This is a genomic window from Microvirga sp., from assembly GCF_014699075.1.
Classification (GTDB): Bacteria; Pseudomonadota; Alphaproteobacteria; order Rhizobiales; family Beijerinckiaceae; genus Microvirga.
In genome coordinates, this window is record NZ_JACXAB010000013.1 from 51,051 (window position 1) to 75,834 (window position 24,784).

Annotated in this window: 23 protein-coding genes; 16 read left to right on the forward strand and 7 right to left on the reverse strand. The window is 63.6% G+C overall.

From position 1 onward, the window contains the following. Positions 1–75 precede the first annotated feature (75 nt). Both IC232_RS17870 and IC232_RS17875 read left to right on the forward strand, forming a co-directional pair. A complete protein-coding gene (locus IC232_RS17870) occupies positions 76–1,278 on the forward strand; it encodes a pyridoxal phosphate-dependent aminotransferase (protein WP_190846338.1) in 1,203 nt (400 codons plus the stop codon). A 119-nt stretch (positions 1,279–1,397) separates the two neighbouring features. Then, entirely contained in the window at positions 1,398–2,447 is a 1,050-nt protein-coding gene (locus IC232_RS17875) for an AbrB family transcriptional regulator (RefSeq protein ID WP_190846339.1), read from the forward strand. A gap of 3 nt (positions 2,448–2,450) precedes the next feature. Here the strand turns inward: IC232_RS17875 and IC232_RS17880 are convergent, their stop codons facing one another. Further along, entirely contained in the window at positions 2,451–3,338 is an 888-nt protein-coding gene (locus tag IC232_RS17880) for a MurR/RpiR family transcriptional regulator (protein WP_312895190.1), read from the reverse strand. A gap of 124 nt (positions 3,339–3,462) precedes the next feature. Between IC232_RS17880 and IC232_RS17885 the strand changes: the two genes are divergently transcribed. From IC232_RS17885 to IC232_RS17905, 5 genes are all read left to right on the forward strand, one after another. Next, the gene (locus IC232_RS17885) at positions 3,463–4,251 is read left to right on the forward strand and encodes an N-formylglutamate amidohydrolase (RefSeq protein ID WP_190846340.1); all 789 of its coding nucleotides are present in this window, start codon (positions 3,463–3,465) and stop codon (positions 4,249–4,251) included. Positions 4,252–4,314: 63 nt separating this feature from the next. Beyond that, complete coding sequence (locus IC232_RS17890) at positions 4,315–5,850, forward strand: amino acid permease (RefSeq protein ID WP_190846341.1); 1,536 nt, start codon at positions 4,315–4,317, stop codon at positions 5,848–5,850. A 60-nt stretch (positions 5,851–5,910) separates the two neighbouring features. Continuing rightward, positions 5,911–7,281, forward strand: coding sequence for a glutamine synthetase family protein (locus tag IC232_RS17895; protein ID WP_190846342.1), 1,371 nt, complete (start codon positions 5,911–5,913; stop codon positions 7,279–7,281). A gap of 72 nt (positions 7,282–7,353) precedes the next feature. Then, complete coding sequence (locus IC232_RS17900; protein ID WP_190846343.1) at positions 7,354–8,745, forward strand: aldehyde dehydrogenase family protein; 1,392 nt, start codon at positions 7,354–7,356, stop codon at positions 8,743–8,745. 11 nt (positions 8,746–8,756) lie between these two features. Next, on the forward strand, positions 8,757–9,920 hold the full coding sequence (locus tag IC232_RS17905) for an iron-containing alcohol dehydrogenase (RefSeq protein ID WP_246812271.1): 1,164 nt from the start codon (positions 8,757–8,759) through the stop codon (positions 9,918–9,920). Positions 9,921–9,993: 73 nt separating this feature from the next. On the opposite strand, the gene IC232_RS17910 is transcribed toward IC232_RS17905, so the two are convergent. After that, on the reverse strand, positions 9,994–10,590 hold the full coding sequence (locus IC232_RS17910) for an NADPH-dependent FMN reductase (RefSeq protein WP_190846344.1): 597 nt from the start codon (positions 10,588–10,590) through the stop codon (positions 9,994–9,996). A gap of 103 nt (positions 10,591–10,693) precedes the next feature. On the opposite strand from IC232_RS17910, the gene IC232_RS17915 reads away from it, so the two are divergent. After that, complete coding sequence (locus IC232_RS17915; protein WP_190846345.1) at positions 10,694–11,095, forward strand: winged helix-turn-helix transcriptional regulator; 402 nt, start codon at positions 10,694–10,696, stop codon at positions 11,093–11,095. 3 nt (positions 11,096–11,098) lie between these two features. On the opposite strand, the gene IC232_RS17920 is transcribed toward IC232_RS17915, so the two are convergent. The 5 genes from IC232_RS17920 to IC232_RS17940 form a co-directional block, all read right to left on the reverse strand. Beyond that, positions 11,099–11,758 (reverse strand): HAD family hydrolase, encoded by a 660-nt coding sequence (locus tag IC232_RS17920; protein WP_190846346.1) that lies wholly within the window; start codon positions 11,756–11,758, stop codon positions 11,099–11,101. A 122-nt stretch (positions 11,759–11,880) separates the two neighbouring features. Continuing rightward, the gene (locus IC232_RS17925; RefSeq protein WP_190846347.1) at positions 11,881–12,993 is read right to left on the reverse strand and encodes an ABC transporter ATP-binding protein; all 1,113 of its coding nucleotides are present in this window, start codon (positions 12,991–12,993) and stop codon (positions 11,881–11,883) included. Continuing rightward, positions 12,990–15,179: an ABC transporter permease gene (locus IC232_RS17930; RefSeq protein WP_190846348.1), complete on the reverse strand. Its 2,190-nt coding sequence runs from the start codon at positions 15,177–15,179 to the stop codon at positions 12,990–12,992. The genes IC232_RS17925 and IC232_RS17930 overlap by 4 nt, the downstream gene beginning before the upstream one ends. Positions 15,180–15,287: 108 nt before the next feature. Continuing rightward, positions 15,288–16,334 carry an ABC transporter substrate-binding protein gene (locus IC232_RS17935; protein WP_190846349.1) on the reverse strand — a complete coding sequence of 349 codons (1,047 nt, stop codon included), beginning with the start codon at positions 16,332–16,334 and terminating at the stop codon, positions 15,288–15,290. Positions 16,335–16,458: 124 nt separating this feature from the next. Beyond that, positions 16,459–17,253 carry an inositol monophosphatase family protein gene (locus IC232_RS17940; RefSeq protein ID WP_190846350.1) on the reverse strand — a complete coding sequence of 265 codons (795 nt, stop codon included), beginning with the start codon at positions 17,251–17,253 and terminating at the stop codon, positions 16,459–16,461. 194 nt (positions 17,254–17,447) lie between these two features. On the opposite strand from IC232_RS17940, the gene IC232_RS17945 reads away from it, so the two are divergent. From IC232_RS17945 to IC232_RS17980, 8 genes are all read left to right on the forward strand, one after another. Then, a complete protein-coding gene (locus IC232_RS17945; RefSeq protein ID WP_190846351.1) occupies positions 17,448–17,894 on the forward strand; it encodes an NUDIX hydrolase in 447 nt (148 codons plus the stop codon). A 115-nt stretch (positions 17,895–18,009) separates the two neighbouring features. Then, complete coding sequence (locus IC232_RS17950; protein ID WP_190846352.1) at positions 18,010–19,182, forward strand: zinc-dependent alcohol dehydrogenase; 1,173 nt, start codon at positions 18,010–18,012, stop codon at positions 19,180–19,182. An 11-nt stretch (positions 19,183–19,193) separates the two neighbouring features. After that, the gene (locus IC232_RS17955) at positions 19,194–19,769 is read left to right on the forward strand and encodes a cyclase dehydrase (RefSeq protein ID WP_190846353.1); all 576 of its coding nucleotides are present in this window, start codon (positions 19,194–19,196) and stop codon (positions 19,767–19,769) included. A 9-nt stretch (positions 19,770–19,778) separates the two neighbouring features. After that, complete coding sequence (locus tag IC232_RS17960) at positions 19,779–20,228, forward strand: DUF488 family protein (protein ID WP_190846354.1); 450 nt, start codon at positions 19,779–19,781, stop codon at positions 20,226–20,228. 38 nt (positions 20,229–20,266) lie between these two features. Next, positions 20,267–20,809: an MOSC domain-containing protein gene (locus IC232_RS17965; protein WP_190846355.1), complete on the forward strand. Its 543-nt coding sequence runs from the start codon at positions 20,267–20,269 to the stop codon at positions 20,807–20,809. Between the two features lie 305 nt (positions 20,810–21,114). Then, positions 21,115–22,926: an ABC transporter ATP-binding protein gene (locus tag IC232_RS17970; RefSeq protein WP_190846385.1), complete on the forward strand. Its 1,812-nt coding sequence runs from the start codon at positions 21,115–21,117 to the stop codon at positions 22,924–22,926. A gap of 42 nt (positions 22,927–22,968) precedes the next feature. Beyond that, entirely contained in the window at positions 22,969–23,466 is a 498-nt protein-coding gene (locus tag IC232_RS17975; protein ID WP_190846356.1) for a GAF domain-containing protein, read from the forward strand. Positions 23,467–23,475: 9 nt separating this feature from the next. Beyond that, on the forward strand, positions 23,476–24,765 hold the full coding sequence (locus IC232_RS17980; protein WP_190846357.1) for an NAD(P)/FAD-dependent oxidoreductase: 1,290 nt from the start codon (positions 23,476–23,478) through the stop codon (positions 24,763–24,765). Positions 24,766–24,784: the final 19 nt, after the last annotated feature.

A 24,784-nucleotide genomic window follows, 5' to 3' on the forward strand; every position in this document is an offset into this window, starting at 1 on the left:
TGCGACGCACTCAACGCTTGCCTTGAGGGGCCGAACGGGCCATCCCTGTTCGCCGGATTTCCAAGGAATTCTCCCATGAATGCGTCCGTCTCGATTCCGTCCGTTCTCAACCTGCGCTCTGAGGCGGAGCAGGCACCGACCAGCGGCATCGTCGACGTGTTCAGCTATGGCCGGCTGAAGCCCGGCATCATTCCCCTCTGGGTGGGCGAGGGCGATCTGCCGACTCCGTCGTTCATCTGCGAGGCGGCGGCGCAGTCGCTGGCGAAGGGCGAGACCTTCTACACCTATCAGCGTGGCATTCCCGAACTGCGACAGGCCATCGCCCGCTATCACGAGCAGGTCTACCGCAAGGCTTTCGATCCCGAGCGCTTCTTCGTGACCTCCGGCGGCATGCCGGCCATGCAGCTTGCCTTCCGCATGCTGGCGGGCAACGGCGACGAGGTGCTGATCCCCACGCCCGCATGGCCGAACTTTGCTGGCGCCATCACCATTGCCGGTGCACGTCCCGTGCCCGTGCCGATGACCATTGACGACAAGGGGTGGCACCTGGATCTCGATCGGCTCGAGAAAGCGATCACGCCGCGCACCCGTGTGCTCGTGGTCAACTCGCCCTCGAACCCGACGGGATGGGTGGCAAGTCATGACGATCTTCGCGCTGCGCTCGATCTCGCCCGCCGTCACGGTCTCTGGATCGTGGCGGACGAGATCTACAGCCGCTTCATCCATGACCCGGCGCTGACCATCGATGGGCGCACGCCTTCGTTCCGCGATGTGATGGAAGCGGACGACAAGATCATCTTCGTTCAGACCTTCTCCAAGAACTGGGCCATGACCGGCTGGCGCCTCGGCTGGCTGGAGGCCTCACCCGCTCTCGGGCAGGTCATCGAAAACCTGGTGCAGTATCAGACCTCGGGAACACCGGTCTTCGTTCAGCGCGCAGGTGTGGCGGCCATCGAACAGGGCGAGAGCTTCCTGGCCGATCAGATCGTCCGGGCGCGTCAGGGTCGGGAGATCGTCGCGCGGCTTGGCGACACAGGTCTCGTGGAACTGCCGCCGCCGAGCGGCGCCTTCTATGCGTTCCTGAAGATCAAGGGTGCCAAGAGCTCCAAGGACATCGCCTTCCGCCTCATCGACGAGGCGAATGTGGGCCTGGCACCGGGCTCCGCCTTCGGCGAGGCGGGCGAGGGGTATCTGCGCCTGTGCTACCTGCGCAAGCCCGAGGATGTGGAAGAGGCGGTGCGGCGCATCAGCGAAGCCCTGCCGCGGCTCGTGGCCTGAACGCTGCATCTGCGTCTGCAAAACCTCGGTCTGCTGCTTTGCAGATGCTGGCCGCATGGCTTGTGCGCGTCATCCGCATTTGACGAGCGGGCAGAGGGCGTCCATTGAGCAACACCGTGATGCCTCCCTTTCTCGCTCATCTCGTCCAGATCCTGATCGCCGCCCTCGGCGGGCTCGTGTTCCACTGGCTCGGCGTTCCGGCGGCGTGGCTGTCCGGTGCAGCGATTGCGGCTACCCTGTGGGGGCTCACTGGATGGGCTGTGTCCCTGCCGCGGGCTCTCGCCGACGCAGCGATGCTGATCTCCGGTGCCGCCATGGGCGCGGCGGTGACGCCGGAAGCCATTGCTGCCATGGGCCGCTATCCCGGCAGCCTCATCCTTCTGGTGATCGGCGTGGTGGCGATCTCCTCAACGTCGACGGCTTGGCTCGTGCGCATATCGGGCTGGCGCAGGGCCGATGCGGTGCTGGCCTCCGTGCCTGGCGCGCTCTCCACCGTCCTTGCCGTTGCCGCTGACCGAAAGGCGGAGGTGGCCTCCATCGCCATCGTGCAGAACTTTCGTCTCTTCGTGCTGATCGCTCTGCTGCCGAGCCTTGTCGTGCTCACGGGCGACGGAGGCAACACCGGCGCGCTGATCGGTGAAGGCTTTCCGGTCGAGAGCCCGGGAGGCATGGCCTTCATCCTCCTCGGCGGATTGCTCCTGGGCGCCGTGTTCAAGCAGTTGAGGGTTGCCGCCCCCATCCTGCTCGGCGCAACGGTGATGAGTTCGGTGAGCCACGGGACCGGTTGGGTCACCGGCGTGATCCCTCCCGTCATCGCAACCGGCGGCCTCGTGCTGATCGGCCTCTTCATCGCGGAGCGCTTCCGCAACATCCAGCGCTCGACCCTCAAGCGTGCCTTCATCGCGGCTCTCGGCTCCTTCACGGTTGGGATGATCGTCGCCGCGCTTTTCGCCGCCGCCGCCGCCTGGATCGCGGGCGTGAGCTTCGCCAATGGGCTCGTCGCCTTTGCGCCCGGGGGGCTTGAGGCCATGACGGTGCTTGCGCTCATCCTCGGGCTCGACCCGCTCTATGTCGGCATCCACCATCTCGTCCGCTTCCTCGGCATCGGTCTCGTGCTGCCGTTCCTGATCGGCTGGTTGCAGCGGGACAAGGCCGCGGCTGCGGAATAGGGCTCAGGATCGCTCGTTGCGCAGGCGCTCCACCGTCTCCATGCGGGGCTTTGCCGTCTCCCACAGGCGCTTGGTCACGGCCGCGACGAGAGCTTCCGTCAGCAGCAGAAGGCCCGCCGAGGAATCCCAGTTGGACGGAGCCACGATGTGGGCGGGCAGCACGTGCCGAGCCACACGGGCGATGGGGGAGAGCCAGGGATCGGTGAGCAGGACCACCGTTGCTCCCTGTCGCGAGGCCGTTTCACAGAGTGCGGTGACATCCTCCTGGTAGCGGCGGATGTCGAAGGCGACGATCACGTCCTTGCGCCCGATCTCGATCATCCTGTCGCGCCACAGGGCCGGCTGCCCCTCGATGAAGTCCACATGGCTGCGCACGATGCGGAAATGGCTCTCGGCGTAGCGCGCGAGAGCGCCGGTGAAGCGCCCGCCGGTGAAATGGATGTGACGGCGCGGATCGGAGAGAAGGGCCACGACCGCGTCGAATTCGGCCGGCGCGATGTTCTCCACCGTTGCCTTCAGGTTCCCGATCACGGCCTCCGCGAATGAAGCGAGCGCCGGGGCGCCTTGGCCCTTGTCGGAGGGACTGGCCTTCGCGAGCGGCGAGAGCAGCTGGGCCTCCAGCTCCTCCCGCAGGTGCTTCTGAAACTCCGGGAAGCCGCTGAAGCCGAGCCGGGTGACGAAGCGCAGGACGGACGGGGCGGAGATGCCGGCCCGCGAGGCGAATTCCGCAACGGTGTCGAGACCGGCGAAGGGGTAGTGGCTCAGGAGCAGGTGGGCGGCCCGCTTTTCGCTGGGCGTGAAGGATTCCATCTCGAGCCGGATGCGCTCGGCGAGGCTCGGCGGGTCCGTGGGAGGGAGGCGGCGGTCGCCACGCATACCGGATTGATTCACAGCCCCTCCTTGACGCCTCTCAAAAGCTGTATCAGAAATTTCAGAACCTGAGAATTCAGTAAGAAACGTACCAAGCGTTCAACCGGGGACAATCCTGCCTTCAGGCAGATTGACGGAGAACCGCATGACGCAGGCGAGCCGGGTCGCAGCCGATCGATCCTCTGCCGCAACTGCAGGGGAGCCGGTTGCCGCCATCGAGAACCCACAAGGGCGCTCACCGATCCTGCTCATCTGTGAACACGCCTCCAACCACCTGCCGGCCCGCTATGGCACGTTGGGGCTCGGGCCTGACGAACGCGAGAGCCACATCGCCTGGGATCCCGGCGCGCTCGGCGTGGCACGAGAACTCTCGCGGCTCCTCGATGCGTCGCTGATCCACGCCACGGTGTCGCGCCTCGTGCTCGACCTCAACCGCGATCCGTCCGCGCCGGATTCCATCTGGACCCTGAGCGAGCGCACTACGATCCCCGGCAACCTCGACCTCGGCGAAGAGGAGCGGGCCATCCGCGTGCGCGAGGTCTACGATGCGTTCCACGATGCGGTCGATGATCTCGCGAATGCGCGCATGGCAGCAGGCGAGCTTGGCGCCGTCGTGTCCATCCATTCCTTCACGCCCGTCTACCGGGACGTGCCGAGGCCTTGGCAGATCGGCCTCATCTTCAACCGCGACGAGCGCTATGCCCGTCATGTCGAAGCCGGGCTGAAGCAGGACTCGACGCTTATCGTCGGCATGAATGAACCCTATTCGCCAGCGGACCGGGTGTTCCACACCCTGGAGCGCCACGCCGAGAGGCGCGGTCTTCCCCCGCTGATGATCGAAATCCGCAACGACCTGATCCGCACAGAAGACGGACAGGCGTCGTGGGCCAAACGTCTGGCGCCGCTTTTGAGGGAGGGGGCACGGACGCTCTAATCACTGGTGTGGCGCATGACGTGCCACGGCCTGAGAGGTAGCCTATTCTTGGAGGAAGAGTCGATGTCAGTCGGACAAGGGAATCCCGGGGTTCACGCCCCGCCAGCCGGTGTGCAGAATTCTGCCGGCGTCACCTACACCACGGTGGATCAAGACTACTTCGAAGCCCGGCGCCTTAAGCGTCACGCACGCGTCTGGTCGCTCTGGGCGCTCGGCGTCGGCGCGGTGATCTCGGGCCATTACTCGGGCTGGAATCTTGGCCTCGCCAACGGCTTCGGGGCGATGTTCTTCGCCACCATCATCATCGCCATCATGTATCTGGGCCTCACCTTCTCGCTTGCCGAGATGTCGCCAGCCCTGCCGCATACGGGCGGTGCCTATTCCTTTGCCCGCACGTCCATGGGGCCGTGGGCTGGCTACATCACGGGCATCGCGGAGAACATCGAGTTCGTGCTGACACCGGCCGTGATCGTGTTCTTCATCAGCTCGTATCTCTCGGCGATCTTCGAGACGGCGCCGGCGTTCCAGCCCGTGTACTGGGTGCTGTGCTACGCGCTGTTCGTCGGCCTCAACATCATCGGTGTCGAGCTGTCGTTCAGGGTCACTGTAGGCGTCACGCTGGCGGCCCTTGCCGTGCTTGCCGCCTTCTACCTGTCGGTTCTGTTCTCCGGCCAGTTCGACTTCTCGCGCTGGGCGCTGAACATCGGGCCTGACGGCGCAGAGCTCCCCAGCGGCAACGGTCCTTTCCTGCCCTTAGGCATCGGCAGCATCCTGGCCTCGCTGCCCTTCGCGGTCTGGCTGTTCCTCGCCATCGAGCAACTGCCGCTGGCGGCCGAAGAATCGCACGATCCGCAGCGGGACATGCCCAAAGGCATCATCGCCGGCATCCTGACGCTGATCGCTTCGGCGTTCCTCGTGCTCTTCCTGAACACCGGCATCGCGCCGGGTGCGGTGGGCTTGGGCAAGTCGGGTGAGCCGCTGCTCGACGGGTTCCGCACCCTGTTCGGCACGGACATCGCGAAGATTCTGGCCGCGATTGCCGTGATCGGCCTCATCGCCTCGTTCCACACCATCATCTTCGCCTTCGGTCGGCAGATCTACTCACTCTCGCGGGCAGGCTACTTCCCGAGCTTCCTGTCGGTCACGCACGGCGAACGCAAGACGCCGCATGTGGCCCTGATTGCAGGCGCGGTGCTGGGCCTTCTGGTGATGCTGATCATCTGGTTCTCGGCAGGAGCTGAGGCGGGTGCGACGGTCATCGGCGGCACGCTGCTGAACATGGCGGTGGCGGGCGCAATGCTGGCCTACTTCATGCAGGGCATGTCCTATGTGGTGCTCAAGAAGAAGTTCCCGAACCTGCACCGCCCCTACAGGAGCCCGTTTGGCATCGCGGGTGCCATCATCTGCATGGTGATCGCCGCGGTGACGCTCTATTTCCAGCTCACCGACTCGGTCTTCCGGACCGCCGTCATCGGCGTTGCGGTCTATTATGCGGTGATGATGGCCTACTTCCTGCTCATCGGTCGGCACAAGCTCATCCTCTCGCCGGAGGAAGAGTTCGCGCTCACCAAGGGCGAGAGCGAGTACAAGTCCTACTAACCCTTCGGGAGCGCGCTGCTTGCGCGCTCCCTTTCTCCTTTTGCGGTCAAGGTTATTCGTATGGACGCTCCCAAGATCAAGAATGCTGCTGACGCGCTGGAATACGTGCGCAGTCGCGATCTGCCCTTCGTGAAGATCGGTCTTACCGATGTGGACGGCATCATGCGTGGCAAGTACATGGCCCGCGACAAGTTCGAGTCCGCCCTCGATAAAGGTTTCGGCTTCTGCGACGTGGTGCTGGGCTGGGACTCCAACGATCAGCTCTACGACAACACCACGCTCACCGGCTGGCACACGGCCTATCCCGATGCGACGGCACGGGTGATCCCGGAATCCATGCGTCTCATTCCTTTCGAGAACGATCTGCCGTTCTTCCTGGCCGAGTTCGAAGGCTATGCGGAGGCGGCCTGCCCCCGCGGCGTGCTGCGGCGTGTGCTGAAGAAGGCTGAGGACATGGGCTTTGCCGTCTCGGCTGCGGCCGAGTTCGAGTTCTTCCTGTTCGAGGAAACGCCCCATTCCGTGCGCGAGAAGAGCTATCGCGATCTCAAGAACATCACGCCGGGCTTCTTCGGCTATTCAGTGCTGCGCTCCGGCGTTCATTCCGATTTCTATCATGAGCTCCTCGACCTCGGAAAAAAGATGGATTTCGAGATCGAGGGCCTGCACACGGAAACCGGCCCCGGCGTGCTGGAGGCGGCGATCCGCGTCGACGATGCGTTGAAGGCGGCCGACAAGGCGGCCCTGTTCAAGACCTACACCAAGATCCTGGCCCAGCGCCGTGGCTGGATGGCCACCTTCATGGCCAAGTGGTCGCGCGACTGGCCCGGCCAGTCCGGCCACCTGCATGCTTCACTGAAGGATCTCAACACCAGCAAGGGGGCGTTCTACGATCCGCAGGCCAAGCATAACATGTCCGAGACCATGCGATGGTTCGTGGGCGGGCAGCAGCAGCTGATGCCGGAAATCCTCGCCATGGTGGCCTGCACGGTGAACAGCTACACGCGGCTGATCCCGGGCTTCTGGGCGCCCACCAACTCCGCCTGGGGCGTGGAGAACCGCACCACGGCACTACGCGTCATCCCCGGCTCCGAGAAATCGCAGCGGGTGGAGTACCGGGTGGCGGCCGCCGACATCAACCCCTACATCGCGCTCGCGGCCGCCATCGGGTCAGGGCTTTGGGGCATCGAGAACCGGGTCGATCCGGGCGAGCCGATCCAGGGCAATGCCTATGCGGTCGAGCACCCAAAGGATCGGGCCCTGCCGCGCTCCCTCGGCGAGGCCGCCGAGCGGCTGAAAGGGTCGCAGGCCGCGCGCCAGCTCTTCGGTGACACCTTCGTGGACCATTACACTGCAACCCGCGAATGGGAGGAGCGCGAGGCGCGCAAGGCTATCACCGATTGGCAGCTCGCCCGTTACTTCGAGATCATCTAAAAGCCTTTTCAGGACTCAATCATAGGAGAAGACCATGGTCTTACGGACTCATGGTCTTTCAGGCATCACACCATGGCCGATACCGATATCGTCTGCATTTCCCCCATCGATGGACGCGAGCTCGTCCGTCGCCCCATCATGCCCGAGGCCGCCATCGATGCGGCGATCACGTCCGCCCGCGAGGCGCAAGTTGCCTGGCGCAACACCAGCATCGCGGAGCGTACGAGTAGGGTGTCTGCCTTCCTCGATGCGCTGCTCGCCATGAACCAGGAGGTGGTGCCCGAGATCGCCCAGCAGATGGGCCGGCCCGTACGCTATGGCGGCGAGTTCCGGGGCGTCGAGGAGCGGGCGCGCTACATGATCTCGATTGCCGAGAAGAGCCTGCAGCCCATCCCGGCCGATGACGAGAAGCCGGGCTTCCGCCGCATGATCAAGCGCGAGCCGGTGGGGCTCGTGCTGGTGATCGCCCCGTGGAATTACCCGTATCTCACCGCCATCAACACCATCGTGCCGGCACTCATGGCCGGCAATGCGGTGCTGTTGAAGCATGCATCCCAGACGGTGCTGGCAGGCGAGCGCTTCCAGATGGCCATGGACCGGGCCGGCATGCCGAAGGGCCTGTTCCAGAACATGCACCTCTCCCACGATCAGACGAGCCGCATCCTTGGCGGCGGCCTCGTCGATCACTGCAACTTCACCGGCTCCGTTTCCGGCGGGCGCTCCATCGAGCGCGCGGCGGCGGGATCCTTCACGTCGCTCGGCCTTGAGCTCGGCGGCAAGGATCCGTCTTATGTGCGCGCGGATGCCAATCTCGATCATGCTATCGAGAACCTTGTGGATGGCGCCTTCTTCAACTCAGGGCAATGCTGCTGCGGCATCGAGCGCATCTATGTGCACGAAAAGCACTACGACCGCTTCGTCGAAGGCGCGGTCGACCTCGTGAACAAGTACGTGCTCGGCAATCCACTTGAAGAGGCGACGACGCTCGGACCCATGGCACACCGGCGCTTCGCCGATCTCGTGCGCGGGCAGAACGCGGAAGCTGTGGCGAAAGGCGCGAAGGCGCATATCGACACGAAGCGCTTTGCCGCTGACACCGGCAACACCGCTTATATCGCACCGCAGGTGCTCACAGGCGTGGATCACTCCATGAGCGTCATGCGCGATGAGAGCTTCGGCCCCACCGTCGGCATCATGAAGGTGAATGGGGATGAGGAGGCGATCCGCCTCATGAACGACTCGCCCTACGGCCTCTCCGCCGCCATCTGGACCTCCGACGTGGATGCGGCGGAGGCCATCGGCGAGCGCCTAGAGACCGGCACGGTGTTCATGAACCGCTGCGATTATCTCGATCCCGCTCTCGCTTGGACCGGCGTGAAAGATACGGGCCGCGGCGCGAGCCTGTCGCGGCTGGCCTACGAGTCGCTCACCCGTCCGAAATCCTACCACCTCCGCCAGATCTGATTGAAAGCACTATGACCATGTCTCCCCGTTCCAACTGGAGCTATCCCACCGCGATCCGCTTCGGCGCAGGCCGCATTTCAGAATTGGCTGAGGCCTGCAAGTCGGTCGGCATGCAGGCGCCGCTTATCGTGACGGATCCGTTCCTCGTCACGCAGCCGATGACGAAGGCGGCGCTTGATCAGCTTCTGTCCGCAGGGCTCAAAGCGGCGGTCTTCTCCGACATCAAGCCGAACCCGGTCGAGACGAACGTGTACAAGGGCTTGGAAGCCCTGAAGGCCGGCAAGCACGATGGCGTTGTCGCCTTCGGCGGCGGCTCGGCGCTCGATGCCGGCAAGGTCATTGCCTTCATGGCGGGCCAGACGCGCCCCATGTGGGACTTCGAAGATGTCGGCGACTGGTGGACCCGCGCAGACCCGAACGGCATTCAGCCGATCATCGCCGTGCCGACCACTGCGGGCACGGGCTCGGAAGTCGGCCGTGCCGGCGTGATCACGCAGGAAGCCACGCACACCAAGAAGGTGATCTTCCATCCGCTGATGATGCCGAAGATCGTGATCTGCGATCCGGAGCTGACGGTCGGCATGCCGCCCCACATCACGGCGGGCACGGGCCTCGATGCGCTTGCGCATTGCCTCGAGGCTTATTGCGCGCCGGGCTATCACCCATTAGCCGATGGCATCGCGGTCGAAGGCATCCGCCTCGTGAAAGAATACCTGCCGCGGGCGTACAAGGACGGCAAGGACATCGAGGCTCGTGCGCAGCTGATGTCGGCGGCCGCTATGGGTGCCACGGCGTTCCAGAAGGGACTTGGCGCCATCCACGCACTCTCGCACCCGACCGGCGCTCTCTACGACACGCATCATGGCCTGACCAATGCGGTCTTCATGCCCTACGTGCTGGTCTATAACCGCAAGGCCATCGAGGAGCGGATCGAACGGCTTGCCGCCTATATCGGCCTTGAGCCCTCGTTCCAGGCTTTCCTCGACTGGATCCTGCAGCTGCGCAAGGATCTCGGCGTACCGCACACACTGGAGGGTCTGAAGGTGGACAGCGCCCGCTTCGACGAGATGTCCGAGATGGCGCCCAACGATCCCACCGCCGGCGGTAATCCGGTGCCGATCACCAGGGCAAGCGCCCGCAAGCTCTTCGAGGATGCGCTCGCCGGGCGTGTCTGAGTTCAAATAGGACGCAAAAGAAAGGCACCGCTGAGCAGCAGCGGTGCCTTTTGTTTTGATTGGGCTGTGTGCCTTAAGCAGCAGCCTTCATAGGAGTTTTACGATCAGCCCTGAGTGCCTTGAGGGCTTCCGTCCAGCGCAGGAGTTCATCGAGCATGGTTGCTGCCGACGTCCTGTAGATGTCCTGGGGCTTGAGCTTGCCGTTCTCGTCCAGGTTTTGGAACACCATCGGCATCGGCACGCCTTCCGGGATCGGCATCATCTTCAGGGTCGTGACGATCTGCTTGGCCACCTGGACCGAACGCAAGCCGCCGGAGATGCCGCCATAGCTCACGAAGCCGGCAGGGGCATAGTTCCATTCGCGCGACAGGTAATTCAGTGCGTTCACCAGCGCCGGCGGCGGAGCGTAGTTGTACTCGGGCGTGACGAACACGAAGGCATCCGCTGCGGACACGCTCTCGGCCCAGGCCTTGGTATGGGCATAGTGATAGTTCTGCTTCATCGGGTGCTCGGGCTCGTCGAAGAGCGGCAGGTTGAACTCCGCGAGGTCCACCAGCACAGGCTCGAACTTGCCATGCTCGGCGGCGTATTCGCTGAACCACTGGGCGATGCTCGGGCCGACTCGGCCGGGGCGGGTGCTGGCGATGATGATGTGAAGCTTGGGCTTCATGGAGCGTCCTTCATTTGCAATCGGAGGCGGGAGCACCTAAGTTCCCTTTTGTTACCGAGGCTCATTAAGTAACTTCCGCAGCCTTTCGCAAGGAGGCACTTTCATGTCACCCAGTCACATCCATGTGCCCACCGATTGCCGGACCGTGACGGAGATCCTGTCGCGGGTCGGCGATAAATGGAGTGTCCAGGTGGTGGTCCAGATGGGTGAAGGGCCCAAGAGATTCAACGAGTTACGCCGAGCCGTAACCGGGATATCCCAACGGATGCTGACCTTGACGTTGCGTGGGCTGGAGCGAGACGGGCTCGTCACGCGCACCGTCTACCCGACCATTCCTCCCCGGGTGGATTACCAGCTCACAGGGCTGGGTTGCTCCCTGCTCAAGACTGTGAGGGGCCTAGGCGATTGGGCGATCCAGAATCGAGACGAAATCTTGGCTGCCCGGCAACGCTTCGATGCGGGAGGTGACGAGGAGCTTGAACGGGAGCGGTCCGACGCAGCTTAAGCCTCAAGCGGCGAGCCTGCGCTCCAGAACCTCCCAGAGAGCGTGGTCGCGGAAGGTCTCGATCGTCCTGTCTGCCCCGACCTTGGTGAGTTCAGCGGCGCTCAAACCCGTCAGGACGCCGAAGGAGAACAGTCCCGCCGCCTTGGCCGCCTTCATGCCCGAGGGTGAATCCTCGAAAGCGATGGCTTCCTCAGCACGGATGCCCAGCCGCTCGATGGCCGTGAGGTAGGGCAGGGGATCGGGCTTGCCGCGCTCGACCTGATCGATGGTAATCTTGACCTCGAAACGGTCGGTAATGCCGAGAATATCGAGGATATGAGTCGCGTTCAGCAGGGGAGCATTGGTGACCAGGGCAAGCCTGATGCCGCGGGCATCCGCCCAGTCGAACAGCTCGAGCAGCCCCTCCAGAGGCTTGAGCTCGAGCGCGAGGCGCCGGAAGGCGGCTTCCTTGCGCTCCGCATAGACCTCATGCTCCTCGACCGGCAGGTGAGGCAGGAGTGCGGCGAAGATCGACTCGTTGGTGTGGCCGATGATCGACGTGCGATACAGGTCCTCGCTGATCACGATGCCCTGAGGGCCCAGGGTATGGGCGAAGGCTTCCAAGTGGGCCGGATCGCTGTGCACCAAGGTGCCGTCCATATCGAAGATCAAGGCTTTGAGCATCACGTCGTCTCTAGAATGTCTTGGCTAACGGCGAAGGACATAAACCCTCGCGCCCTGGAATGCACCCCACTGGAGTTGCAACCCTGCTCTCATATTTCCGATGAAGATGCGTTTTAGCGTCTTCAAGCATCCGGAATGATGGCGACGCCGCGCTGGGTGGCGAAGGAGATCGACACCGGAGTGCCGGGGGCAATGGCCTCCTTTCGGCCGTACTGGACCACGAACAGGTTCCCGATCGGACTCTCCACGTCGTATTCCATCTGCGTGCCGAGATAGGATGTCTTGCGCACCGTGCCGGCCAAGGCTCCCGCCTGCACGGTCTCGTCGAGGAAAATGGCATCGGGCCGGGCAGCCAGCTTCACGGGACCCTGACCGGCGCCGCGATGGGGGAGCTGGAGATTAAGACCGCCGATCTTCACCTGCGCTATCGGGCCAGCGATGCTTGCAACATCTCCGGTGATGATGTTGGCGTCACCGATGAAGTCGGCAACGAACAGGTTCGCCGGCTCCTCATAGAGCTCGTGCGGCGTACCGGTCTGGGCGATACGGGCGTTCGACATGACGATGATGTGGTCGGAGACCGCCAGCGCCTCCTCCTGGTCATGTGTCACATAGGCCACGGTGAGATTGAGGTTCTGCTGCAGCTCGCGGATGTCCTCGCGAACGCGACGACGCAGCTTGGCGTCGAGGTTCGACAAGGGTTCGTCGAAGAGCAGGACCTGCGGCTCCAGCACGAGCGCCCGCGCGACCGCCACACGCTGCTGCTGCCCGCCGGAGAGTTCCGATGGAGCGCGCTTCTCAAGGCCCTTGAGGCCAATGATGTCGAGCTTCTCCATCGCCATCGCATAGGCGTCCTTCTTCGGCACACCCTGCACGGTTGGGCCATAGGCCACGTTCTCCAGCACCGACATGTGCGGGAAGAGCGCGTAGGACTGGAACACCATGCTCACGTCCCGGTCGGCGGCGGACAGGTTCGTCACATCACGGTCGCCGATCAGGATCTGGCCCTCGCTGGCCATCTCCAACCCGGCGATCATGCGCAAGGTCGTGGTCTTGCCGCAGCCCGAGGGGCCGAGCAGGGTGACGAGCTGGCCCGGCGCGATGGTGAAGGAGACATTGTCCACGGCCGTGACGGTGCCATAGCGCTTTGTCACGTTGCGGAATTCCACGGATGCTGCCTGCTTCTTGGATGCAGCGGGGCGGGAGAGGGAATGGACGGGAGATATCTTGTTCATGGAACCGCCTGCACGGCAATGGGGGAGGGGGCGGCGCTCGCGCTGCGGCGCCCGAGGCGCCGCTCGCCGACCATGAGCTGGATCGCCACGATGGCAAGCAGCATGACGAGGATGAGCGCAGTGGAATAGGCAATGGCAAGGCCGAACTCGCCCGCCTCGACGCGGCCGACGATATAGGTCGTCGCCATGTTGTACTCGGCGGTGACGAGGAAGATCACGGCGCTGACCGCCGTCATGGCGCGCACGAAGGAATAGACTAGCGAGGCGACAATGGCCGGCCGCAGCAGCGGCAGCACCACACGGCGCATGGTGGTGGCCGAGCGGGCCCCTAAGGTGAGGGAAGCCTCGTCGAGGCTCTTGTCGATCTGGCTCAAGGTGGCGATGCCGGAGCGTACGCCCACGGGCATGTTGCGGAATACGAAGCACATCACGAGGATGAAGCCCGTTCCGGTGATCTCAATGGGCGGCACGTTGAAGGCCAGAATGTACGACACACCCACGACGGTGCCGGGAATGGCGAAGCTCAAGAGTGTGCCGAACTCGAAGGCACGCTGGCCGGAGAAACGCTGGCGCGTGAGGAGATAGGCCGTGAGAAGGCCGATGGCCGCGGTGAGCGGCGCCGAGAGAGCTGCCACTTTCACGGTGGCGAAGAACGAGTTCCAGGCCGAGCCCGAGAAGTAGAGTCCCCAATCGGCGCGTTCGACACGGAAGGCGGTGAGGAAGTGCTCGAAAGTCGGCGTGTAGTCACGGCCCATGGAGCGGACAAAGGCGCCCACGACGATGATGGCATAGACGGCAAGGGTGAAGATCGCCCAGGGAATAGCCGTGAGATAAGAGGCCATCGCCACGCGGCGCGGCAGCGGCAGTGGAATGCCTGAATCGCCCTTGCCGGTCACTGTGGTGTAAACCTTCTTGCCGAGCCAGGCGTGCTGCATCCAGAAGGCCCCGAGCGTGAAGGCGAGCAGGATGATGGAGAGCACTGCAGCGCGGCCCTGATCCTGTTGCGCGCCCACGACCGCGAAGAAGATCTTGGTGGAGAGCACCTCGTAATTGCCCGCGAGCACCAGCGGATTGCCGAAATCGGCAAGGCTCTCGACGAAGCCGAGCAGGAATGCATTGGCGAGGCCCGGGCGCATGAGCGGCAGCGTCACGGTCCAGAACGTCGTCCAGCTCTTGGCGCGCAGGGTCTGGGAGGCTTCCTCCAGGGTCGGGCTGATGCCCTGAACGACACCGATGAGAACCAGGAAGGCGATGGGCGTAAACGCCAGGAGCTGGGCGATGAACACGCCGGGAAGGCCGTAGATCCAGCGCGAGCGTGGGACGCCAAACCATTCCCAGAGAAGGTTCGACAGGGCACCCGAGCGGCCGAAGAGCAGGATCAGGGCAAGGCCGATCACGAAGGGCGGTGTGATGATGGGCAGGACGCTCATCACGCGCAGGAGCTTCTTGTAGCGGAACTCCGTGCGCGTCGCGATGAGCGCGAAGGCGAGGCCGAGCGCCGTGGTGCCGAAGGCGACGAGCAGACCGAGGAACAGGGTGTTCCAGGCCACGCCGCAGCGCAGGTCGCTTGTCAGGCAGTCGAGACCCCAGATCGATTTGTCCATGAACTTGGCCACGAACGCGGACGGCGCGAAGTTTCCGCTGTTATCGGCGAACGCGCTCGCCAGGATCGTGGAGACCGGGAAGAAGACGAACACGAGGATGAGCGCGACGACAATGCCGATGGACGAAGTGACGAAGGCATCGCCGCGGCACCAGCCGCGTGCCGCAAGGCCGTGGCACAGAATGATGAGGAACGCGGCCGCGGTGAGGGCTGCACCATAGCCCATGCCGGCTTGGCTCGGACCCGGCTCACCGAACAGGCTCCTCAAAGCGTCGAACGTCCAGCCATTGAGGCCGATGCTGAAGCCCTGAACGACGATGAGAGCAAGACCGAGAAGCCCCGATGCGACGAGCCAGGTGCCCTTCTGTTGGATCGAGGGCCTGACAACAGGAACCAAGGCCATGCCGAGCGGCACAAGGATCGGCAGAAGCCACCAGGCGCCGCGAATACCGTGAATGAGCGCTGATCCGCTGACGAAGTAATCGGCGAGATTGGGAGAGGCGGAGCGCTCGAAACCATACCAGGGCAGGAGGACAAACCCGACCCAGCTCAGAACGATCCAGCCAAGGGTTGCCCGTGACATCTTTGAATTCCCGCCTCACGGCCGGTGCGAGGACCGGCCAGCCAACAATCTAATGAAGATTGCCTTCGGCGAGGCGGCACACGCCTCGCCGAAGGCATTGCAGACTGACTATTTCGGCAGGTTCTTGACCTCGTTGTCCCACTTGGACAGGAGGCGCCTGCGCTCGTCGGACGATCCATACTTCGCGAAGTCGAAATTGATCAGCTTGATGTCGGTGAGCTTCGGAGCCTGCGGGGGAATAGGCGTGCTCTTGTTCGACGGCACCTGATACGACTTGGCGTCGGCGCCGAGCTTCTGCGCATCGGCGGTCAGGGCCCAGTCGTAGAACTTCTTGGCGCTGTCCATGTTCTTGGCGCCCTTGATGATCGACATGGAGCCGATCTCATACCCGGTGCCTTCGCAAGGAGCCACGACCTTTACCGGAGCCTTGTCGACAACCATCGTCACCATGTCGTGCATGAAGGTGATGCCGACTGTGGTCTCGCCCAGGGCCGTCGCCTTGGCCGGGGCAGCGCCCGACTTGGTATACTGGTTGATGTTCTTGTGCAGGGCCTTGAGATACTCGAAGCCTTTGTCCTCGCCCATGATCTGGATGATGGTGGCGAGAAGCGTGTAGGCCGTGCCGGAGGAGTTGGGGTCGGCGACCTGCACTTCGTCCTTCAACTCGGCCTTGAGCAGATCGGCCCAGCATTTCGGCTCGCCGATATTGTTCGCCTTGGCCTGATCGGTGTTGTAGCCGAAGCCGAGCGCGCCCGAATAGATCCCGACGGTGCGCTGCTTGGACTGATCCCACTGGCGAACCGCCCAATCCTGCAATTCGGTCATCTTCGGCGACTTGTAGGCTTCCGTCAGGCCTTCCTCGGCCGCCTGCATGTGAGGGTCGCCCGTGCCACCCCACCAGATGTCGGCGCGGGGGTTTTGCGACTCTGCCTTGACCTGGGCATAGATCTCACCGGAGCTCTTGCGGGTCATGGAAACCTTGATCCCGGTCTCGCGCTCGAACGCGGTGGTCATGGCGCGGCACCATTCCTCCTGCACGGCGCAGTACATGACCAGAGCGCCCTGCGCCTGGACTGCGCCCGCGGACATGAACGACATGGCCGTCATGGTGCCTGCCAGCATCGTCGCCGCAGCGAAAGTCTTCTTGAGTTCCATTCTATCCTCCCGTGTTGACGTTTTTATCATTGTTTCTTGGCCGGCTAAGCTCTCCCCAATGCAGCGGTGGGTCAAGAGCCTTGCCGATCATTCAAATGTGAATCTTTAGAATAACATGCCTGGCTTACGGTTCTTTGGAGATTCCGGTGGCAGCCATCAAGGCAGTTGCCAGCTCCGGGGTGCAGGCGAGAACCGGATTACCCTTGCGAAGGCCATCCTTGGCCAGGAAATCGTTGGTCCAGCCGCCCGCCTCTTCGATGATCAGAAGACCGGCCAGGGCGTCCCAGGAATTGATGTGGAGCTCGCAATAGGCGTCGATGCGCCCATCGGCGACGTAGGCCAGGCCAAGTGTCCCTGAACCGGCGCGCCGCACATTGGCCCCGGCTGTCTTCAGCTTGTCGACGGCGGCGATATAAGGTTCGGGCGGGAGGCGCGGCGACCAGCCGGCCTCCACGGTGGCCTGGTTCATGTCGGCCAAGCCGCTGACCCGGATCGGCTCCCCGTTGAGGATGGCGCCGCGCCCGCGCTGGGCGGTGTAGAGTTCCGCGTGCATCACGTCATAGATCACACCGATCTCGACCCTACCGTCGCGCACGAACGCGATGGAAATGGCAAAATGCGGGATGCCGCGAGCAAAGTTTGCCGTACCGTCGATCGGGTCCACCACCCACACGTCGCGCTCGAAGGAGCCGCCGCGTTCCTCGCCGAAGAAGGAGTCTTCGGGAAACAGGGCGCTCAGGCGGGTGCGGATCAACTCCTCCACCTCCGCGTCCGTGGCGGTGAGAAAGTCCTGGGGGCCTTTGAAGTCCGGCCGCTGCGAGCGCGGCCGCTCCAGAAAGCGCTTGCGCGCCAGCACGCCCGCCTCTCTGGCGATGGCGCAGGCAGCGGCAAATCTCATGTCCAGACCGTTGGTTGTCATCGGGGCAGGGTGTCCTTCTGGATCAAAAGCGGGGCCTTCATTGTTATGAGCCCGTCATCCCACTTTGAGAGGATGGCGAATCGTATGAGTTCAAAGGCAACAATGTCCTCATGACTTTTCGTCCAAGTCCTTTCTTAGCCGGCTCAAATCATCTACGTTACAATTTAACCCGATAGGAACCCTACTCTCGTCGAATGCCTCAGATCTCCAAAGATAAACTCAGCCAGGTTGCTGCATTGCCCTTTCGGATCCGGGACGGAAGGATCGAGGTGCTTCTCGTTACGTCACGCGAGACCAAGCGCTGGCTGATCCCCAAGGGCTGGCCCATGAAGGGCAAGAAGCCCCACAAGGCAGCGGCGCAGGAGGCGGAGGAAGAGGCCGGCGTCAAGGGCGAGATCAAGAACAAGCCCCTCGGCTCCTACGATTACTGGAAGCGCCGGGCCGCGCATTTCGACCTGTGCCAGGTCAATGTGTATCCGCTCGAGGTGTCGAAGCAGCTCAAGTCCTGGCGCGAGAAGGGGCAGCGTCAGGCGCAATGGTTCGGTGTCGAGGAGGCGGCCCATCAGGTGCTGGAGCCGGCGCTCGCCGACCTGATCCGAAGCCTGCCGGAGCATGTGCATCCCGTCGCCCGGACGGGGTAGACAGCAGTTTTTGCACCCCTTCAGGGAACGCAAAGCCCTTCAAGAAGTATTTCCTCTGACGAAGGCGGCCGAGCGCTGAAGCTTGGCCATTTTCCAGACAGTGAGGGAGACGTCGATGAAGGCGCTTGTTTGGCATGGCACCACCGATATCCGCTGCGATACGGTTCCTGATCCGCAGATCGAGCATCCGCGCGACGCGATCATCAAGGTGACGAGCTGCGCCATCTGCGGCTCGGATCTCCACCTCTACAACCATTTCATGCCAGGCATGAAGAACGGTGACATCGTTGGACACGAGTTCATGGGCGAGGTGGTCGATGTTGGGACCGACGCCAAGGGAGCTTTGAAGGTCGGCGATCGTGTGGTTGTGCCCTTCACCATCATCTGCGGCGAGTGCGACCAGTGCAAGCGCGGCAACTTTTCTGTCTGCGAGCGGACGAACCGCAACGGCCATATCGCAGCCAAGGCCTTTGGCCACACGACAGCCGGCCTTTTCGGCTATACTCATCTCACCGGCGGGTATCCGGGCGGGCAGGCCGAATATGTCCGTGTTCCCTTCGCTGACAAGACGCATGTAAAGATCCCGAACGGGCTCACCGACGAGCAGGTGCTGTTTCTCGGCGACATCTTCCCGACCGGTTGGCAGGCGGCCGTCCAGTGCGACATCGAGCCGACCGATACGGTGGCGATCTGGGGTGCTGGCCCTGTCGGCCAGATGGCGATCCGCAGTGCCATCCTGCTCGGCGCGAAGCAGGTGATCGCCATCGATCGTGTTCCCGAGCGTCTGGACATGGCCAGGGCCGGCGGCGCCATCACCATCAACTTCGACGAAGAGAGCGTGATCGAGCGCCTCAACGAACTCACCAATGGCAAAGGCCCTGAGAAGTGCATCGATTCCGTCGGCATGGAGGCGCATGCGGCCGGCACGGTCGATGCCATGTATGATCGCGTGAAGCAGGCGACCATGATGGAGACGGACCGTCCGCACGTGCTGCGCGAGATGGCTTATGTCTGCCGCCCGGCCGGCACGTTGTCGATTCCCGGGGTCTATGGCGGCCTTCTCGACAAGATTCCGTTCGGCGCGATCATGAACAAGGGTCTCACCATCCGCACCGGCCAGACGCACGTGAACCGTTGGACCGACGATCTCCTGCGCCGCATCGAGGAGGGGCAGATCGACCCGTCCTTCGTCATCACCCACACGGTGCCCCTCGATCAGGGACCCGACATGTACAAAGTCTTCCGTGACAAACAGGACGGCTGCATCAAGGTCGTTCTCAAACCCTGATAGGTGAGATCATGCGCTACGAAACCGAAAGAACACGCCGTCGTGGCCATGCCGATACGGCCACCGACACCCTGGCCCGCGGCCTCGGGATCTTCTCCATTGCTCTCGGCATCGCCGAGGTCGTGGCGCCGCGCGCCCTTGCGCGGGCGCTCGGCATGAAAGGGCAAGAGGGCCTGATCGCGGGCTACGGCGTGCGCGAGATCGCAACCGGCATCGGCATCCTGGCCTCCAAGGATCCGACACCGTGGATCTGGGGGCGTGTGGCAGGCGACGGGCTCGATCTGGCGACGCTGGCGACCGCGCTTGAGGGTAGGAACCCGAAGAAGGGCAATGTCGGCATCGCCATGGCGGCAGTGGCCGGCGTAACGGCGCTCGACGTTTACTGCGCCCAGACGCTGAGCCGCGAGAGCCCGACGCCGTTGCCGCCGATGCAGGACTATTCGGATCGCACGGGGTATCCCGGCGGGATCCAGCAGAGCCATGGCGCGGCAAAGGACTTCGAGGTGCCGCGAGACTTCCGCACGCCCGAAGCTATGCGGCCCTACGCCCAGCCGCAGGCGTCGCAGCGGCCGACGCCGTCCATGTAACCTTGGGGTATGGCAAAGCCACAGGTTTTCACCATCGGATACGAGGGAGCGGACGTCGACCGCTTCCTCGCCACATTGAAAGATGCGGGCGTCACGACGCTCGCCGACGTGCGCGCCGTCGCGCTCTCCCGCAAACGCGGGTTCTCGAAATCCGCCTTGCGTGATGCCCTGGCCCATCAGGGCATCGGCTACGAGCACTTCATCAAGCTCGGAACACCCAAGGAAGGCCGCCAGGCGGCACGCGCGGGTGACGGCGATCTCATGCGCCGGATCTATTGCGATGAAGTTCTCGCGACCGAGCCGGCGCAAGAGGCTTTCCGCGAACTGGAAGCATTGGCCAGCGTCCAGCCGATCTGCCTCCTGTGCTTCGAGCGGGACCCTGCGAACTGCCATCGCACCGTGCTGTCGCAACGCCTCGCCGAACGTGGCTTCGAGACGGTGGATCTCACGGTTCTCTGACGCTACAAGGCAGGGAAGCGCAGGGAAGTGGGGCACTCATGAATGCAATCGTTACAGCCGTGAGCCGCAGTTCAAGCCACAGCTTCAGCAAGCCCAATCAGGATTCCATCCTGCTACTGGCAGGCCTCGGCGTCGAGGGTGACGCTCATCTCGGCACCACGGTCAAGCACCGCTCACGCGTGGCGAAGGACCCTACTCAGCCGAACCTGCGGCAGGTTCATCTCATCCATGGGGAGCTTCTCGACGAACTCGCGGGCAAAGGCTTTGCCGTTGCGGCTGGCGCGATGGGCGAGAACGTCACGACCCGCGGCATCGATCTTCTGAGCCTGCCGGCCGGAGCGCGGTTGCTGCTTGGCAAAAGCGCCGTCATCGAGGTCACGGGCCTGCGCAATCCTTGCGTCCAGATCGACAGGTTTCAAAAGGGGCTCATGAAGGCTGTGCTGGGCAAGGACCAGCAGGGCAACGTCATTCGCAAATCCGGCGTTATGGCGATTGTGCTCGAGGGCGGGGAGGTCCGACCCGGAGATCCCATCCGGGTGGAACTACCGTCCGAACCGCATCGGCCGCTCGAAGTTGTGTGAATCCCAGAACATGGTGAAACAAAAGTGCGGTTGCCAAGTTGAACGAACTACACTACTTTGCATCAAGGTATTAATTCCAGAGAGGGAGGACTGCATGGCTTTTGTGTGCTTGCTGAACGTTCCTCCCGCGTCCCGCCCGAAATCCTAGGCTGGACCAGGCGGGGCTCCAAGGCCCGGCAAACCTTATCAAGATTCCCATATCCTTGACCATCGAGCGACGTCGAACGCGGTGAGCCGCCGTTCCTGCTGTCGCTCCTCGAAATTCCGGGAGAGGTGTGCGCCCCGAGCGTCACCTGTTCGTTGCTATGAACCAGCAGAAGAAGGGCGGGGATGCGACCCGCGACGTCCTGAGATTCACGTTCCGCCACTGGCGCGCGGAGCCGCGCTACGTGGCGTTGATCGTCGTGACCATGATGGTCTCGACCCTGGCCGACGTGTTCATGCCGGTCTTCGCCGGCCGGCTCGTCGATGCCATCGCCACAGGCGCTGACAACCGCGAAGCTGCCCTGCATGCAGCCCTCATGGCGTTCGCGTTCATGACCGGGCTCGGCCTGCTCATGATCGTCATGCGCCACCTTGCGTTCTACGGCATCGTGGAGCTGACCCTGCGCGTCATGGGCCGCGTGGCGCAGGATGCCTTCGCGCGCGTGCAGCGCTTCTCCACCGACTGGCACGCCAATTCCTTCGCCGGCTCCACCGTGCGCAAGATCACACGTGGGATGTGGGCGCTCGACCTGATGCATGACACGCTCCTGCTCGCATTGCTGCCTTCACTGACGGTGCTTGCCGGGTCGATGATCGTGCTCGGGCTGCGCTGGCCTGTCATGGGCGTCGTCATCGGCGCGAGCGCACTGATCTACATTGTCATGACAGCTCTGCTCTCGACCCGCTATGTCGCGCCGGCGGCGCGGCTTGCCAATGCATGGGACACGCGCGTCGGCGGCACATTGGCTGATGCCTTGAGCTGCAATCCTGTGGTCAAGGCCTTCGGTGCGGAGGCGCGCGAGGATGCCCGCCTCACCTGGGTGCTGAACAAGTGGCAGAAGCGCACGAGCCGCCTCTGGCAGCGTGGCACCAACAGCGGCACCGTGCAGTTCATCGCGCTGCTCGGCATCCGCGCGGCGATCATCGGCACGGCCATCTGGCTATGGTGGGACAACCGTGCGACGCCAGGCGATCTCGCCTATGTGCTCACGACCTATTTCGTGATCCACGGCTACCTGCGCGACATCGGCATGCACATCAACAACCTGCGCCGCTCAGTGAACGACATGGAGGAGCTCATCGAGATCCACCGGGAGCGCATAGGCGTGCCGGATCGTGCCGGCGCGAAGCCGATCCGCATCGACCGCGGAGAGGTCACATTTGATCAGGTTACCTTCCACTATGCCGGACATGACACGCCGCTCTATCAAGACCTGTCTCTGACCGTCCGCGCCGGCGAGCGCGTCGGCCTCGTGGGCCCCTCGGGCTCGGGCAAGACGACCCTCGTCAAGCTCATCCAGCGTCTCTACGATGTGACGGGTGGCGAGATCCGCATCGACGGCCAGAGCATCGCCGACACACAGCAGGCGTCCTTGCGCGCGCAGATCGCCATCGTGCAGCAGGAGCCAATCCTGTTCCACCGCACGTTGGCTGAGAACATTGCCTATGCCCGTCCCGGAGCCCGCATGGCGGAGATCGAGCGGGCGGCGCGGCTCGCCAATGCCCATGACTTCATCATGAGCCTGCCGAAGGGCTATTCCACGCTGGTGGGTGAGCGCGGGGTGAAGCTCTCGGGCGGCGAGCGCCAGCGCGTGGCCATCGCCCGTGCGTTCCTGGCCGATGCACCCATCCTGATCCTGGACGAGGCGACCTCCGCCCTCGACTCTGAATCGGAGGTGCTGATCCAGCAGGCCATGGAGCGGCTCATGGTGGGCCGCACCTCCATCGTGATCGCCCACCGCCTCTCGACGGTGCGGGCGCTTGACCGTATTCTCGTGTTCGACAGGGGTCGCATCGTGGAGGAGGGGGATCACCACAGCCTCTACCGCAAGGGCGGCCTCTATCGCCGCCTCTGCGACCACCAGGGCCTCGATTTCACCAGGGCTCACCAGCCCGATATGGCGGCCGAATAGGCCGGTCTGGACAACCAGTCTGCAGGCTCATAAGGAAACCGCATGTTTGAAGTCAAAGATATCCCTGTCTCCGACAACAAGCGGGACTTCTATGCCTCGCTTTCCCAGCAGCTCACCGGTCTCCTGGAGGGCGAGCGGGACATGATCGCCAACGCGGCCAACATGTCCGCGCTGATCTTTCAGTTCCTGCCCGATTTGAACTGGGCCGGGTTCTACTTCATGCGTAGAGGCGAGCTCGTGCTCGGCCCCTTCCAGGGCAAGACGGCCTGCGTGCGCATCGCGGTTGGGCGCGGGGTCTGCGGCACGGCCGTCGAGCGCCAGGAGTCAGTCGTGGTGCCGGATGTCCATGCCTTTCCCGGGCACATCGCCTGCGACAGCGCCTCCCGGTCGGAACTGGTCGTGCCGCTCATCAAGGATGGACGCGTTCTTGGCGTGCTCGATCTCGACAGTCCCAACCCGAACCGCTTCGATGATGAGGACCGCGAGGGCTGCGAGAGGCTCGTGCAGATCTTTCTCGCCTCCACTGAGATGACGCTCTAGCCTGCTCGCATGTCATCCGCCTATATCGACACCTATTACAGCCGGACCGTCGCAACGTCGGAGGTCTACCCTGCCGCGACCGGTCGGATCGAGGCGGATGTCTGCATTGTGGGCGGCGGGCTCGCGGGTCTGACCGCCGCGCTGAAGCTCGCCCGCAGCGGGCGCAGGGTTGTACTGCTCGAGGCGCAGCGCGTGGCATGGGGCGCCTCGGGGCGCAACGGCGGTTTCGTCTCGGCGGGCTATGCCACAGGGCTGTCGGCGATCGAGCGGCGGGTGGGAAAAGACCAGGCGAAAGAGCTCTTCCGCCTGTCGATGGAAGGCGTCGAGATCATCCGCCAGAATATCGACGAACTCGGCATCGAGGATGCAGTGCCCGTTTCCGGCATCGCAAAGGCGCTGCGTTACGACTCGCACGGCGCTCTGCAGGCGGGGTGCGAGAGCCAGCGGCGTGAGTTTGGACTGAACCTGCGCCACTTGGGCCGGGACGAGGTGAGAGGCCTCTTTGTTTCACCGAAGTACCACGAAGCAATCCTCGACGAGGGTGCGTTTCATTTCCATCCCCTGAACTACGGGCGCGCGCTTGCCCGCGAAGCAGCGCGCCTGGGCGCCTCGATCCACGAGAACTCACAGGTCATCTCCGCCGATCTGGAGGGTGCCGGGAAGATTGTTCGGACGAAGGATGCCGAGATCTCAGCCGGGCATGTGGTGTTCACGACCGGTGGCTATACGGGCGCCGTGCTCCCTGCCCTGAGCCGCGCCTTCCTGCCGATTGCCACATACGTCATGCTGACGGAGCATGCGCCTGAACGGGTGCGAAGCGCGATCCGTACACGCGCTGCGATCCTCGATGATCGCCGGGCCGGGGACTATTACCGCCTCGTCGATGACGCCAGCCGCATTCTCTGGGGCGGGCGCATCACCACGCGTACGACGAACCCGCGCGATATCGCAGCCCTGCTGCGGCGTGAAATGGTGACGACCTATCCGCAACTTGCCGCTCTCAAGGTCGAGATCGCCTGGTCGGGGCTCATGTCCTACGCCCGGCACCTGATGCCTCAGATTGGACAGCTCATGCCGGGTGTCTGGCATTGTACGGCCTTCGGCGGCCACGGCATGAACACCACCGCCAGCGGCGGCACGGTGATTGCGGAAGGCATAACCGGCGAGAGCGACCGCTATCGTCTCTTCGCGCCTTTCGGTCTTGCGTGGAATGGCGGCCCTCTGGGGCGTGCCGCGGCTCAACTCACGTATTGGGGCTATCAGGCCGCCGATGCAGCCAAGGAATTCCGCTCCCGCTGAAGCAGCGGGAGCCAAACCG